The organism is Acinetobacter sp. 'aerobic (ED)', from assembly GCF_904886855.1.
Taxonomy (GTDB): domain Bacteria; phylum Pseudomonadota; class Gammaproteobacteria; order Pseudomonadales; family Moraxellaceae; genus Acinetobacter; species Acinetobacter courvalinii.
Map to the genome: position 1 here is coordinate 269,613 of NZ_CAJHGI010000003.1, position 15,158 is coordinate 284,770.

At 44.5% G+C, this 15,158-nt stretch carries 14 protein-coding genes; 8 read left to right on the plus strand and 6 right to left on the minus strand.

Features of this window, described 5'->3' with window-relative positions; genetic code table 11:
• Nucleotides 1–275: 275 nt before the first annotated feature.
• From JO943_RS07405 to JO943_RS07420, 4 genes are all read left to right on the plus strand, one after another.
• A complete protein-coding gene (locus JO943_RS07405) occupies nt 276–2,465 on the plus strand; it encodes a bifunctional SulP family inorganic anion transporter/carbonic anhydrase (protein WP_202740418.1) in 2,190 nt (729 codons plus the stop codon).
• Between the two features lie 224 nt (nt 2,466–2,689).
• Nucleotides 2,690–3,520, plus strand: a complete 831-nt coding sequence (locus tag JO943_RS07410) for an AraC family transcriptional regulator (protein ID WP_202740419.1) — start codon at nt 2,690–2,692, stop codon at nt 3,518–3,520.
• Nucleotides 3,521–3,597: 77 nt separating this feature from the next.
• Nucleotides 3,598–4,311, plus strand: a complete 714-nt coding sequence (locus tag JO943_RS07415) for an AzlC family ABC transporter permease (RefSeq protein WP_202740420.1) — start codon at nt 3,598–3,600, stop codon at nt 4,309–4,311.
• Nucleotides 4,308–4,625 carry an AzlD domain-containing protein gene (locus JO943_RS07420; RefSeq protein ID WP_004776114.1) on the plus strand — a complete coding sequence of 106 codons (318 nt, stop codon included), beginning with the start codon at nt 4,308–4,310 and terminating at the stop codon, nt 4,623–4,625. Before JO943_RS07415 ends, JO943_RS07420 begins: the two co-directional genes overlap by 4 nt.
• A 46-nt stretch (nt 4,626–4,671) precedes the next feature.
• On the opposite strand, the gene JO943_RS07425 is transcribed toward JO943_RS07420, so the two are convergent.
• On the minus strand, nt 4,672–5,427 hold the full coding sequence (locus tag JO943_RS07425) for an SDR family oxidoreductase (RefSeq protein ID WP_005227722.1): 756 nt from the start codon (nt 5,425–5,427) through the stop codon (nt 4,672–4,674).
• 102 nt (nt 5,428–5,529) lie between these two features.
• Between JO943_RS07425 and JO943_RS07430 the strand changes: the two genes are divergently transcribed.
• Nucleotides 5,530–6,414: a LysR family transcriptional regulator gene (locus tag JO943_RS07430; protein ID WP_202740421.1), complete on the plus strand. Its 885-nt coding sequence runs from the start codon at nt 5,530–5,532 to the stop codon at nt 6,412–6,414.
• A 79-nt stretch (nt 6,415–6,493) separates the two neighbouring features.
• Here the strand turns inward: JO943_RS07430 and JO943_RS07435 are convergent, their stop codons facing one another.
• Nucleotides 6,494–7,801, minus strand: coding sequence for a CitMHS family transporter (locus JO943_RS07435; protein ID WP_005227720.1), 1,308 nt, complete (start codon nt 7,799–7,801; stop codon nt 6,494–6,496).
• A 407-nt stretch (nt 7,802–8,208) separates the two neighbouring features.
• Between JO943_RS07435 and JO943_RS07440 the strand changes: the two genes are divergently transcribed.
• On the plus strand, nt 8,209–8,973 hold the full coding sequence (locus tag JO943_RS07440; RefSeq protein ID WP_005227718.1) for an HD domain-containing protein: 765 nt from the start codon (nt 8,209–8,211) through the stop codon (nt 8,971–8,973).
• Nucleotides 8,974–9,037: 64 nt separating this feature from the next.
• On the opposite strand, the gene JO943_RS07445 is transcribed toward JO943_RS07440, so the two are convergent.
• Nucleotides 9,038–10,330, minus strand: a complete 1,293-nt coding sequence (locus JO943_RS07445; protein WP_005227716.1) for an MFS transporter — start codon at nt 10,328–10,330, stop codon at nt 9,038–9,040.
• Nucleotides 10,331–10,697: 367 nt separating this feature from the next.
• On the opposite strand from JO943_RS07445, the gene JO943_RS07450 reads away from it, so the two are divergent.
• A complete protein-coding gene (locus tag JO943_RS07450) occupies nt 10,698–10,886 on the plus strand; it encodes a hypothetical protein (RefSeq protein ID WP_005227713.1) in 189 nt (62 codons plus the stop codon).
• A gap of 3 nt (nt 10,887–10,889) precedes the next feature.
• Here the strand turns inward: JO943_RS07450 and JO943_RS07455 are convergent, their stop codons facing one another.
• Nucleotides 10,890–11,267, minus strand: coding sequence for a MerR family DNA-binding protein (locus JO943_RS07455; protein ID WP_005227712.1), 378 nt, complete (start codon nt 11,265–11,267; stop codon nt 10,890–10,892).
• Nucleotides 11,268–11,373: 106 nt separating this feature from the next.
• Between JO943_RS07455 and JO943_RS07460 the strand changes: the two genes are divergently transcribed.
• Nucleotides 11,374–12,471, plus strand: a complete 1,098-nt coding sequence (locus JO943_RS07460) for an SDR family oxidoreductase (protein ID WP_202740422.1) — start codon at nt 11,374–11,376, stop codon at nt 12,469–12,471.
• Between the two features lie 71 nt (nt 12,472–12,542).
• On the opposite strand, the gene JO943_RS07465 is transcribed toward JO943_RS07460, so the two are convergent.
• Nucleotides 12,543–13,430: an SDR family NAD(P)-dependent oxidoreductase gene (locus JO943_RS07465; RefSeq protein ID WP_005227707.1), complete on the minus strand. Its 888-nt coding sequence runs from the start codon at nt 13,428–13,430 to the stop codon at nt 12,543–12,545.
• Nucleotides 13,431–13,685: 255 nt separating this feature from the next.
• Nucleotides 13,686–14,963 (minus strand): O-acetylhomoserine aminocarboxypropyltransferase/cysteine synthase family protein, encoded by a 1,278-nt coding sequence (locus JO943_RS07470; RefSeq protein WP_032873619.1) that lies wholly within the window; start codon nt 14,961–14,963, stop codon nt 13,686–13,688.
• Nucleotides 14,964–15,158: the final 195 nt, after the last annotated feature.

Genomic DNA, 15,158 nt, shown 5'->3' on the forward strand with positions numbered 1-15,158 from the left:
TTGCTAAAAAACCTCCTTCGGGAGGTTTTTTTATTGCTGTTTTTTTCATTTGCCAGCCGATTTACGGTAGAGCTGATGTCTGCGCAGAAGCAAGATGAGGCGAATCTTAAGATCAACAAAAATAGGCTGAAATCGATAAATAAATATACAACGTTATAACGTAACCAAACTTTAAACCTTGCACTTTGTCGGACAATATCATTCAAGCCTCGAAGTAGGGAAAACGCTTTCAGGCAGTAAAAATTAATTATTTTTTTATTATAAATGGTTACTTCATGACAAGTTTAGCACTGAAAAATAGATTCCATTTAAATGACCTCCTCTCCGGAGTTGTTGTTTTTCTCGTGGCCTTACCCTTGTGTTTAGGGATTGCGTTAGCCTCCGGAGCACCGATTATTTCAGGCATTATTGCCGGAATTGTTGGCGGTATTATTGTCGGGCTGCTGAGTGGCTCGCACATTAGCGTTTCGGGTCCGGCGGCAGGACTGACTGCAGTCATTCTTGTGCAACTGGATCAATTAGGCGGCAATTATGCCGCTTTTTTATTGTGTATTGTTTTTGCCGGGATTTTACAGATTTTATTTGGACTGTTTAAATTGGGCTTCTTTGCGAATTTTATTCCCAATAATGTGATTCTGGGCTTACTGGCGGCCATTGGCGCAATTTTGATTGTAACCCAATTACCTTACTTATTCGGTTTATCTAGCTTCTCTTGGGACATGTTGTGGACCAGTACACCGAGCGCCTTGGTTCAGCATTTTGATCTGGGTGCGGCCTTAATTGGCCTGCTCAGTTTGTTTCTGATTCTGGCCTGGGATAGCAGTCCGCTTAAAAAGTTGGCCTTACCCTCGGCCTTGATCGCAGTTGTACTGGCTGCGGGTCTGAATTTTATTTTAATCAGTATCGGTTCGCCGTGGGCAGTACAAAGCGATAACCTGATTCAGTTACCCAATATCCTGGAGGCACCTCAGGAGGTGCTGGTTTTTCCTGACTTTGCTTATCTGGCGGAGCCGCTGATTTACACTGGAGCAGTCACTTTGGCCATCGTGGCCTCCCTGGAAACCTTACTCAATCTGGAAGCTGCCGATAAATTGGATTCACAGAAAAGATCGTCTCCACCCAATCGTGAACTATGGGCACAAGGAGCAGGCAATATCGTATCGGGTTTAATTGGTGGTATGCCCGTGACATCGGTGATTGTGCGTAGTTCAGTCAATGCCAATACAGGTGCACGTAGCAAATGTTCCACTATTTTTCATGGGATACTCCTGTTGCTGGCAATTTTGTTCTTCGTGCCATTGATGAACATGATTCCATTGTCTGCGCTGGCTGCTATTTTGATTGTAACGGGTTTTAAACTCACGCATCCCAAATTATTCAAACAGTTATATCAAAAAGGCTGGAAGCAGTTTTTACCGTTTATTATTACGCTGGTTGCAATTTTACTGACAGATTTGTTGACGGGCATCGTGATCGGCTTGCTCACCAGTAGCGGCTTCATTCTGTATGGTAATTTTAATAAAGGGGTGCGAGTCTATAAAGAGAAGCATTTGCATGGTATCGTGACGCGAATTGAACTACCTTCACAAGTGACCTTTCTGAACCGTTCTGCATTGATTTCAGCCTTGGAGTATGTACATAAACACCAGCAGCTGATTATTGATGCAACCCAGTGTGATTCGATTGATCCCGATATTTATCAAGTGATTCAGGACTATCAGAATGAAACTGCCAGTAAGCGTCAGATCGACCTAAAACTCATCGGATTTAAGCAACATTATCAGGATGTCGATGAGGCAGCGCTGGATATTTATATCAGTACCCGGGAACTGCAACGTAAATTAAGCCCGCAACAGGTCATCACCTTACTCAAAGAGGGCAATGAGCGTTTTGTCAAAAATGAACGCCTGCAACGGGATGTTTATCGCCAGATCCGGGTCACTGCGGATGAAGGACAACATCCCATAGCAGCGGTACTGGGCTGTATGGATTCGCGTGCACCAACCGAGATGATCTTTGATGTCGGGATTGGCGATTTATTCAGTTTAAGGATTGCAGGAAATATTGCGGGACAAAAAGTACTGGGTTCGCTTGAGTTTGCCTGTCAGGCCAAAGGCTCCAAGGTGATTCTGGTTTTGGGTCATACCGATTGTGGTGCTGTTACCAGTGCCTGTCAGTTACGTTTACAGCAGAAACGGGTTTCTGATGTGCAAGAGATGCCCCATATCCAGTATGTACTGGGGCCGTTGATGCATTCAGTTGATAGTGTCTATGACATTATGCAACCGCGCGATTTAAGTCGGGCTTTTATCAATCAGGTCACGGCAATGAATGTGCATTACAATATTCAATACATTACGGCGCATAGTCCGGTATTGAAAGACCTGCTGGATCGAGGCGAAATTGCAATAGTCGGTGCAATTTATGATGTGAAGACCGGACAGGTCGAGTTTCTGGATCGTTGATGCTTCATCTAAAAAAGCGCCTGTTCTCAGGCGCTTTTTTATTGATGCCATGATCAATCGATTGCATATACTGGATAAGACGTTTATTTGTTGAAAAGCAGAATAAACCCTGTCCTACTGCTGTCATGGGCGTAGAATAGCCGCTATAAACAGCAATTTTATTCTATAAATTTCATGCAATCGCGCTAATCTGACATGATGCAAAAAATTCAAAGGAGGTCGTGATGTCGCGTAGACCTCGTGAACAAGTTGATTACCTCCATCTGGAAGAACTGGGTGGTCTGGAAATGCTGAAAGCAAGTTACTATCAGCAGGAGTTTTCACGACATGTTCATGAAGGATTTTGTATCGGCGTGATCGAAGAGGGCGCACAGCGCTTTTATCGTACCGGTGGCAATCATGTGGCACCACAGGGCGATATTATTCTGGTCAATGCCGATGAAGTGCATACCGGATCTTCGGCGGTAGACACTGGCTGGCGCTATCGCGCAATCTATCCAACACCTGAAGTATTTCATGAACTCACCCGCGATCTGACGACGGTACACGGTACTGCACCTTGGTTCAGAGAAGCGGTATTGCATGATGAAGGATTGGCCCAGCAATTCCGTTTATTGTTTGATTTACTGGAACAACCGAACAATAGCTTGTTAAAACAGACCTTATTCTTGTCGACGATTGCATGGCTGGTGTCCAAATACAGTCAGGTCAAGCCGCATGTGACCGATTTGAGCAATGCCAAACAGCGAATCCTTAATATAAAAGAACTGATGGCAACGATGCCTGAGCAAGAGTTTTCCTTGGCTGAGCTAGCAGAAATGGCCAATCTGAGTCAGTGGCATTTCTTGAGACAATTTAAAAAACATGTCGGGTTGTCACCGCATGCATGGCTGGTACAGGCAAGGTTGCAGAAATCGCAAAGATTGTTAAGACAGGGACTGAATTTATCCGAAGTCTCACAACAATGTGGTTTCTCGGATCAGAGCCATTTTAGCCGGCATTTCCGTCAGACCTTTGGCATTACGCCCGGCGGTTATATTGCCTATCTCAAATAAAACAGCAATTTTATGCAATTCTCCTGATGCAAATTTTGGCATAGTCATACGGTCTTTTATCAACCCTTGTGATTTTGATGTTAAGTGACAGCGTAACTGATGATACCCCCATGACTGTAATGCGGGCATTTTTTAATGGTGTCGTCAAAATACTACCACTATGTTTTGCGGTATTACCGTGGGGCTTACTCGCGGGCTCTATGGCAATTCAGGCTGGACTGACCACCTTACAGGCGGTGGGTATGTCGGCGCTGGTTTTTGCGGGTGCAGCGCAGTTGATGACTTTGGGGCTGGTCATGGCAGGGACACCTGCTTTAACCATTATCATCTCCGTGTTTTTAATCACCACCCAGCATTATCTGTATGCACTCTATCTACGTGACGATATTTGCAGACAGCCATTGAAGCATCGCTTAATGTTGGGATTTCTACTGACAGATGAACTGTTTGCGGTCAGTATTAAGAAACAGCAGCATTATATTTATTATTTGCTAGGTGCAGGTAGTTGCTTCTATCTATGCTGGGTGTTGTTCAGCCTGTGTGGTGTATTGCTGGCAGCTTCAGTGCCCAATCTGGATCAATATCATCTCGATTTTTCCATTGTTGCGACCTTTATCGCCATCGTGATTCCATTTATTAAAAACCTCAATACGCTGGTCGGTGTGCTGGTCTCGGTTATGCTGACGGTTGTGTTCTTGAGTCTGGGCATTAAAAGTGCAGCCATCTTGGCGGGCGTGATTGGTATGTTAACTGCGACCTGTTTGCAGAATCTGCGGGAGCGTGCGGCATGAGTTGGTTTCTGCTGATTATCCTGGCCATTGTGGTCTTCATGAATCGCTATATTCTGCTGGAGCCGAATATTCCATTACGCTTACCGAAATGGTTCCAGCAATCCTTGCAGTATTCTGCACCGTGTTTATTGACCGCGATTGCCACGCCGATTGTATTTATGGATGAGCATGGGGCTTTCCGTAGTACTTTACTCAACCCCTATTTTCTGGCGACGCTGCTGACCATTGTAATTGCCTACAAGGTCAAGCATACCTTATTGACCATTATCCTGAGTCTGGCCTGTTTTTACGGGTTGGTATTTTGGTTGCATTAAACGCTTGGGCTGTTAAATAAAGTGCCCAAGCGTTTCATTTTTGGAATTAGCGGGTGGTATAACCGCCATTGGCGAAAATGGTTTGGCCTGTAATCCACCAGCCCTCTGTGACCAGAAAACGAACCAGCGGTTCAATATCTTCAATCTTGGTCAGTCCACCTAAGGCTGATGCAGATTGATGATAGGCCACGGCTTCAGGTGCTTCCTGACCATAGAAAAATGGCGTATCCATCGGACCCGGCGCAACCGCAGTCACTGAAATGCCACGTTCACCAAACTCTTTGGATGCGGCCCGCGTGTAATGTTCTACCGGTGCTTTCAGACCTTCATAGGTGGAATAGAGACCGGTATAGGCAGCCAGTAAACTGGTCACAATGCTACAGATTTTTCCGTGCGGATTGAGATGACGACCTGCAGACTGAATGAAGAAATAGGCAATCTTGTTATTGATCTCATTCATCCCGTCAAATTCCTGTTCAGTCGTCTCCAGATATGGTTTTTTGAGCACGCGACCGACGGTATTGATGGCAATATCCACCCCGCCAAAGTTTCCTTTGGCAGTGAGAAACAGGTGTTCAATATTCTGAATATCGGATAAATCTGCTTGCACCAAAACCGCTTTTGCCCCGAATGCCTGTACGGCTTTTAAGGTTTCTTCTGCATCTGCCTGTGTTGCTGCACTATTATAATGAATGAGCAAGTTTGCCCCTTGTTCTGCAAACTTGCGTGAAATCAAGCCTCCCAAGTTTTTAGCGCCGCCCGTAATCAATACGGTTTTTCCTGCTAGCGTATGTTGTGACATCTCTCTCCTGATTGTTGTGTATGAAAATCATGCTAATGCAATTTATTTGTTTGAAATAGTTGTTAGTATTGAACTGATTGTGCAGAAAAGTTGAATAATAAAATGGATAAGATTGAGCGCTTAAAAATCTTTTGTTTAGTGGCAGAGAAGCAATCTTTTGCACAAGCTGCACTGCAACTGGGATTGCCCCGCTCCAACGTGACCTATGCCATACAGGCGCTTGAAAAAGAATATGAAGTACTGCTGTTCTATCGCACCACTCGTAAAGTTGCTTTAACCCATGAGGGGAGTCTGTTTTATCAGGAAGCCATGCGTCTGGTGACGCAATTAAAAGAGCTGAATCGCTTTAAGACGCATGTGCGGAGTACGGAAGGCAAGATTAGCATTGGCATGCCAAAACGCTTGGCCACTCAGCTGTTGATTCCGCATTTAGGTTGTTTTTATCAGCGCTATCCCAAGGTCAAGGTGCTGGTGAATGGTTGTGATGACTTTTCCAATCTGATTGAACAGCAACTGGATTGTGTGGTGCGGGTGGGACAGGTACAGGACCAATATCTGCTGATCAGACCCATCACACAAACCCATATCTGGACACTGGCAGCACCTGCTTATCTAGCCGAATTTGGTGAACCCAAAAGCTTTGAGGAGCTGCAGCAGCATTATGCTGTGGACTACCATGTGGCGAAACATTATCGGGAATGGAGCGAATTGGTATTTCAGGATCAGCGTCTGAGAATACCGTACCGTTTACTGATTGAAAATACCGAAGCCTATATTCAGGCAGGTTTGGCTGGCATTGGTATTATCCAGATTCCTGAATTTGATGCTGCACCCTATGTACAGCAAGGTGTGTTACAGCGTTTATTTGTAGAGGTTCCGGACTTGCAATTACCGGTCAATATTTTATTGACAGATCGCCAGTATCGTCCTCAATATTTTCAGGATTTTATTGATTGGTTAGAGGAATTATTAAAGCAGCAGCTCTAGGCATTGTTCTGCTCACGATAAAAATTTATAAGACATAAAAAAAGCATACCTGAGTATGCTCTTTTTATTTTGGCAAAGATTAATAAAGACCGAGCAAGAAACCAACACCTAAGGTGAAGAAACTAAATAGCCAGATCCAGCCAAATGAATAACGTAAGTGACGTCCCATGTCTGTACCTGCAAGCCCCATGGCCAGCCATGTTGCTGGTGAGAATGGGCTAACGAAGGTACCGGCGTTATTGCCAATGGCCATGGCATACACCACCGAATCAGCAGTTACACCAGCAGTTGCAGTCACTTCCTGAACAATCGGCAAGAGGGCAAAATAGTAAGCATCGGTACTGGTAAACAGATCCATTGGAACACCTAGGATACCGACCAGAATATGCAGGCTACCGACCCAAGTCGTTGGTAAAATATGAATCAGATCCAGTGCGATTGACTTCAACATGCCTGATTCGGAGAGAATTCCCAAAAAGGCGCCAGCAGCAAAAATAATCGCAACCATGCTTAAGGCTTGAGGTGCATGTCGGCTGATCACCGCCATTTGTTCTCTTGGTTTAGGGAAGTTCACCAATAATACGAGTGATAAGGCAATCATAAAGACGTAAGGTGCCGAGAACAGACCAAATGCCAGACAGATAACCGCAAGAACAACCAGACCGATGTTAAACCAGAACTTTTTAGGTTTGACTTGTTCTTGTACATCTTCCGCCATATCGGCTGCCATGCAGTCTTGTTCAAAAGGTGTAGTACCCAAGGCTTGTGCTGCAAGGATACGTTTTTTTTCACGTAAGCCCATCAATACGGCAAAGCCCATCATGCCCAGAATACCAATTACCTGTACCGGGATCAGGCTCTGCCAGAGTGCGGCGGCTTCAATGCCGGTCACGGCAGATGCACGACCTAAAGGGCCACCCCACGGCACCATATTCATAATGCCCATACTACCGGCCATCAGGAGCAGCATCAGATAAGGACTCATCCCCAGTTTGCGATAGAGCGGCAGTAAGGCAGGAATAATAATCAGAAAAGTGGCCGCCCCGGAACCGTCCAGATGCACGATAGCAGCAATCAAGGTGGTCATCACCGCAACAATCACCACATTACCGCGGGTCAGACGCACCATGTTGCGGATCATGGGATCAAAAACATGTAACTCTTTTAAAATACTGAAAAACAAAATGGCAAATAAAAACATGGTGGCCACTTTGCTGACTTTTAATAAACCTGCTTCAAAGAAGCCGGAAATCTCGCTAATCGAAAAGCCAGCAATGAGTGCCCCAATAAGCGGAACAATCGACATTGCAACAATTGGACTGGTTTTACCCGACATGAGTAACGCGACAATCGTTACAATAATTAGAATACCTATCAGCGTAAGCATTATTTACTCCCTTAAGTCGTAACCTCTTGCCATAAAAAAAGTGTTAAAAGTACACCAAAAAATAAAAAACAAAGCGCCGTCCATTATGCATAAAAACTTAAATTACGCTTAAACTTCAGCAGAAAAACTAAACGAAATGCTGGATAAGTGAGCAAATTGTTTAATTTTCTCTAAAAATAGTTGTAAAGGAAACTGGAAAACTGACTGAAAAGTAGTGGAGTTTTTATCATTTTTTGCGCTTATTCAGCAGCGAAAAATGTCGGAAGAGGGGGAGAAAAAGCCAAAGTTGATCCAGGCTTCATGGCTGTCTTGTTTAAACCAGCTCAGGTCGAGAAAGGAAAAGACTTTGACAGATTCAATGCGTTGCTTTAAAAATTAGAGTAATTACTCTAATTTTAGAAAATACGATGCAGATTGGTCGACAGCACTGGATGAACCGGACTTCTGGTGATTTAGGATTAAAAGATCGCATAACCTTGCTGAGTCACAGTTTACTGCCAGTCATTCAGCAAACCATTAAAAGCTATGCTCTAGCCCACCATAAACAGCGCAACAGAATGCAACAATTGAGTATCGAAGATCTGGTATTGCCCGATAGCTCAGATGTACAACAGGCCTTGGCCCAGATGCAGTCTTGTAGTGCTGAGGCCTTACAGAATCACTGTCTGCGTACATGGTGTTACGCCATTGCCTTTGCCAAAATGCAACGACTGCAATGTGATGCTGAGCTGTTGGCAGTTTCATGCCTGTTACACGATTTGGGAATGACAACACAACATTATCAGCATCATGCACATTGCCGTTGCTTTGCCGGGCAAGGAGCCTATGCTGCGAAAGACTGGTCAATTCAACAAGGCTGGGACATGGGGCGCGCTGATCAGCTGTTTGATGTGATCAGTCTGCATATGAACCCCCATGTCGCCCTTGAGCAGGGGCTTGAGGCTCATTTATTACAACAGGCTGCCAGCTGCGACGTCATTGGTAGCCGTGGTTTTGAATTTTCCAAACAGTTTAGACAGCAATTACAGCAACATTATCCGCGCCTCGATTTTAACCGGATCATGATTGAATTTACCCAGCGGGAAGCTGAACAGCGACCCCGTTCTCGCACCGCCATGCTGGTCCAGAGTGGATTTAAGCAGTTGGTAAATTCAAATCCTTATTTAAAATAAGTCCAAAATAAAAAACCACTTTTGCCTGAACAAAAGTGGTTTTGCTAGTTAAGCTTGAATGTAGTTAGTGGTCATGTTCCAGATATTCAGGCTTTTTCGGTAAGGCCCAGCTACAGAAGAAACAGATCATCAGCATGATAATCACATAAATAAAGAAGATGTTTTCAATACCTGCATCTTTAAATAGCAACGCCACCGATGGTGCTGAACCACCAAACAAGGCATTACCGACGGCATAAGAGAAACCGACACCTAAGGCACGCACATGTGGAGGGAACATTTCTGCTTTGACCAAACCACTGATTGAGGTGTAGAAGCTCAGCAGCATCATCAGGAAAATCAGTAATAAGGTGATAATGACAGGCGAGTCAGCAAAGCTACGCATACCGGTGACCATCACCGGATAGATAAAGATCGCGCTGAGTAAACTGAAAGCCAGCATGGATGCACGACGGCCAATACGGTCTGAAAGCATCCCAAACAACGGTTGCGCCAACATAAACACAAACAAGGCTGTGGTCATAATGAAACCGACAGTTTTGCCATCCATCCCGATGTTGGTGAGATAGGTTTTAGAATACACTGTAACCACATAGAAGGTCAGTGAACCTGCAGAGGTATAACCGACTACCAGCAAGAAGGTTTTCCAGTGCTGTTTCAGTAAGGCAACCAGACTACCGGATTCCTCACGTTCCGCATCTTCATGCGATAAAGTTTCTTCTAAACGGCTTCGTGCCAGTAAAGACAAGATTGCCGCAATACCCCCAATCACGAATGGAATACGCCAGCCGCCATCATTCAATTGCTGTTCGGTCATAAAGCCAAGCAGGATGACCCCGAGTAAGCTGGCGAGTAGCTGACCACCGGATAAGGTGACGTATTGAAACGAAGCAAAGAAACCGCGTTGACCTTTTAAGCCCAGTTCACTCATATAGGTAGCGACGGCACCATATTCACCACCGACCGAAAGGCCTTGTAATAAACGAACCATCAGTAGCAGGAAAGGGGCCCACATACCCACCTGATCATAGGTCGGCAAGGCTGCAAACAGGAATGAACTCAGTGCCATCAGACAGATTGAAATCACCATGGACTGTTTGCGACCGTGACGGTCAGCGATCCGTCCGAATAACCAGCTGCCGATTGGTCGCATAAAGAAGCTGGCTGCAAATACACCCCATACATAAATCGCTTTAGTGGTTGGATCCATATCCGGTGCAGTTAATGCATGCGTAAAATAAGCAGCAAAGACGGCATAGATATAGAAATCAAACCATTCAACCAAGTTCCCTGATGCCGCACCGACGATACCTTTGATACGACTTCTTCTTTCTTCCTTGCTATATACCTGACTCATATACGTTCCTTTTCACCAAGCAAGATTCTGTAACTGAATCTTTACAGAATGTTATATACCGCTAAAGAAGCATGAAAATGACACTATTTTGTATGTTTTTTATGAATATATTTTTATCTAGAGAGAATAACTATGATTCTGAGCTAACTCATTGACAGATATACATTGTCAGAATGGTCAATGTATAGGTTTTAATCTTTTTAAAAGCAGAGAATTAAGTATTTATAAGAGACAATATTTGCATTCGCCTGATTCAGTTTATGTAAATGATCTGTAATAGAGCCATTTTGGTGCAATCTATCTTGAGCATTTTTTTAGATGATTGGATGGCTGTGTGGAGATTAAATCTTGATCGATGCATTAAGACATGAATATCCATTCATTAAGCTATAAACAGGCCGAGTCGTTAGAACTGATGATTAAAGCAGCAAAGCTGTGGATAAGTTTCAGTTTATACACACAGTCAATCCGTGTTGTTTTTAATCGTATTTTCACCCGTCCTGATTTTTTGCTTTTGGCTTATGCCGTCCTAGAGCAGCAAGCTATTTTGGAATAACACTTAGTCCAGCACTGGAATAATGCAGTCTGCTCTGAATGGACAGGGCTCTCCCTGCGTAAATTGAGTCAGCATGCTTCTGATCTGATAAAGCTGGGCAATTTTTTCATCAATCAAGTTGAGCTTTTCTTGAAGAAGGGTCTGGACCTGTGCCGCAGGAATTTCCTCTTGCGCCGTCATATTTAAAATTTGCTTGATTTCATTCAGGGTGTAGCCCAGATTTTTGGCAGAACGAATCAGTTGTAGCTGTTGCAGCGTCTGTTCCGGATAATCTTTATAGCCATTATTACAGGTCATGGACTGGATCAGCTGCATCTTTTCATAAAAGCGAATGGTGTCCCGGCTTAGGTTTGCCTGTTTTGCCAACTGTCCAATCAACATCTTGCGTATCCTTTATTGTTATAAAAAAAGCGGTATTAACCCCTTGACCATTGAGTGTACTCCATCCTTTAACCTGTGCCTACAGTCAATCAAATAGGCATAAAAAATGGACCATAATCACTTAAAAAATCAACAATATTGTCAAGTTGCACTGGTTGCTGGCGCGACAGGTTTTATTGGCCGCTATCTGATTCTGCAACTTTTGCAACAGGGACATTCAGTTTTCGCCCTGATCCGTAATCCGCTGGAGCAACAACAGGCCCTGATTCAATGGCTGCAACAAAAAAATGTTTCTTTGCAGCAACTGACTTTTATGCAAGGGGATGTGACTCAGGTAAATCTTGGTATTCAGCCGCAAGACTGGGAGAAATTAAAGTCCGTCAATACTTTATATAATAGTAGTGCCTTGTTTGCCTGGAATCTGGAGATGCAGCAGGCACGGGCAGTCAATGTTGATGGCGCACTGAATTTACTGGCCTGTGTACATCAGCATTGTGATTTAAAACGCGCTGTACATATGTCAGGATATATGCTGACGCTGCTTGATCACTTACGCCAGGCAGGCGTTTGTCTTGAACAGCCCGACCAGACTGACTGGCTCGCGGTATATCAGCGCTTAGGTGCCTATGAGGCCTCAAAGATAGAGGCTCATTTTGCCTGGATCCGCGCCGCACAACGCTTGTCGGTGGACTGGACCATTATCCATCCAGCAACGGTGTTGGGTGATGATGTCTCTGGCGAGATTCCGTTGAACCAGCCGATTGCGCAAATGATTGATTTGCTAAAACGCAAGAAAATGAGTGCACTGCCGGCAAGCGCACAGCATTATCTGCCTTTGATCCGGGTCGATGATTTATGTCAGATCATGGTCAAGGCTTCGATGGATCAGGCGTTAGTAAATCAGTCGATGCTGGTAGTCAGCGAGCATGATCTGGCCCTACCGCAATTGACGGGCCTGATTGCAGCGCAGTTGCAGGTCAAGGCGCCTACACGCCATGTTCCGGTCGCTTTATTGAAACTGATTTTAAAGTGGCAATGGCTGGCGAAGAAGCTGGAAATGTCTCGGGAAATGTTAGATTTCCTTAGAACCGAACCTTTAGAACAAGCAGTGTTACAGCAGTTCAAACAGCGCTGGCAGCTTGCAACGGGTGATCTGGAAGGCGCAATTCGTAAAACCACGGATTGGGTCAGTCAGGCCCGTTAAACAGAGCTTTATTCAAAATAAAAACAGCCAGTCAAAGGACGGGCTGTTTTCTTAATGAACCGGCTAGAGGCTTACCAGTGTTCACCTGGGAACAGGCGGGCATAGGCACGTTGCACCAGATTAAGTTTTTCCTGTTTGCCCACAGATGCGGTAGAGCTTGGAAACAGGTTATAGCCAATCGACATCAGGATATTGTTGATGTCTGGTGCGATTGCATAGGTAATCGAAGCCAGACGACCAAGATTGGTGGCGATTTTCTTTGGACGTTTCACGATGGCATAAGCAATCAGGTCCGCAGCTTCTTCTGGTGAAAGGGTTGGGACATATTTATAGATTTTGGTCGGTGCAATCATTGGCGTACGGACCAAAGGCATATAAATAGAGGTAATCGCAATTTTATGTGCATGTACTTCTGCGGATAAGCAGCGGCTGAATGCATCCAAAGCCGCTTTTGATGCAACATAAGCCGAGAAGCGGGTCGCATTGGCAAGTACCCCGATCGAGCTGATATTGATGATCTGGCCATCTTTGCGTTGCATCATATGCGGCAGGATATTCAGAACCAGACGTACTGCACCGAAGTAGTTAAGCTGCATGGTGCGCTCGAAGTCATGAAAACGGTCAACCGATTCATGGACCGCTCGGCGGATGGAACGACCGGCATTATTTACAAGAATGTCGATGTGATCCACTGCAGCCAGAATTTCTTTTGAAACTGCATCAATGGATTCCATCTCGTTGAGATCACATGGAAACACAGACGCCTTTCCACCTTCAGCTTCGATCTCTGCTTTGACCTCATCTAACTTCTCCTTGGTGCGAGCGAGCAATAAGACATGGGCCCCAGCTTGCGCCAGGTATTTTGAAACCGTTAAACCAATACCACTTGATGCACCAGTGACAATGATTGTTTTACCGTTGACTTTTTGCTGAAAAAGTTTTTTGAGTTTTGCATTCATGTAAGTATCCTACATTCATCACGAATCATGCTGTTGTGTGCAATGCTGTCCTATACCGCTTAACACTGCAATTTATTTTGGTCTAATATTAACCGATCTTTTTTGTTTGTCTAGTGTAAATGTTTGAAAAATAATATCTTTTTTAGAGTAAAAGCTCTAAAACAAGGTGTTGTATTAGTTGAAAAATCGAGCATATTTTTTTAGTTTTGCACAAAAAATAAGCCCCATTTCCGGGGCTCGTTGATTTCATTAAAATTAAACTTGGGCGAGGGCTTGTTCGAGATCGGCAATCAGGTCATCCACATGTTCGATACCAATCGACAAACGCACTAAATCTTCACTGACACCCGCTGATTTTAGCTCTTCTGCATTGAGTTGGCGGTGAGTTGTGGTTGCAGGATGGCAGGCCAGACTTTTGGCATCGCCAATGTTGACCAGACGGGTAAACAGTTGCAAGGCATCAATAAAGCGAGTACCGCCTTTTAAGCCATCTTGCACACCGAAGGACAGGATGGCAGAAGGTTTACCTTTCACATACTTTTGCGCCAAATGATGCTGTGGATGATCTTTCAGACCCGCATAATTGACCCATTTTACTTTGGGATGCTGTTTTAAATATTCAGCAATCTTGATGGCATTTTCTGTATGTCGTTCCATTCTCAGGTTTAAAGTTTCCAGTCCTTGCAGGATCAGGAATACGCTGAGCGGACTAATTGCCGCGCCGGTATTGCGTAACGGTACCACCCGCGCACGGGCAATATAAGCAGCTTCTCCCAATACTTCGACATAATTAACACCATGATAGCTTGGGTCTGGCGTGTTTAATGCTTTGAAGCGTTCAGGATATTTGCCCCAAGGAAATTTACCGCTATCGACAATCACACCACCGATGCTATTGCCGTGACCGCCGATATATTTGGTCAGGGAATGAATCACAATATCTGCACCAAATTTAAAAGGTTTAAGCAGTGCAGGTGTTGCTACCGTATTATCGACAATCACAGGCACACCATATTCATGCGCAATCTTGGCAATGGCTTCAAGGTCGATGATATTGCCGAGCGGATTACCGATCGATTCCACAAACACCAGTTTGGTTTTATTATCAATAATTTGACGCAGCGCTTCCGGATTCTGATAGTCAAAGAAACGCACTTCAATGCCTTGCTTCGGCAAGGTGTGGGCAAATAAATTATAAGTTCCGCCATATAAGGTGGAGACCGAGGCGATATTGTCGCCTGCTTCGGCAATGGTCTGAATCGCGTAGGTAATCGCAGCCATGCCTGAGGCCAGCGCCAACGCCCCAATCCCGCCCTCTAGTGCTGCAATACGTTGTTCAAGCACGGCAGTGGTCGGGTTCATAATCCGGGTATAGATATTACCCTGAACTTTTAAATCGAATAGGTCTGCACCATGCTGTGTATTATCAAAGGCATAAGAGGTGGTTTGATAGATCGGCACGGCCACAGCCTTGGTGGTAGCTTCTGGTGAATATCCCGCATGAATGGCTAAAGTTTCATCTTTATAGGTCATGATGACTTCATCTACGTGAGTTAAATAATCATCGAGTCTAGCCGATATTTTATCCAGAAGGGTGCATAAATTTTGCGCTGTATAGTGTTTTTAGTGATATAGCAGGGTTAATCCGAAGCAGATCAATTTTTTATCAGTGCTTCATTCTTCAAGCCTGTAATGTCTTGAAAAAGAAAATCCTTTGTTGAAGCCAAA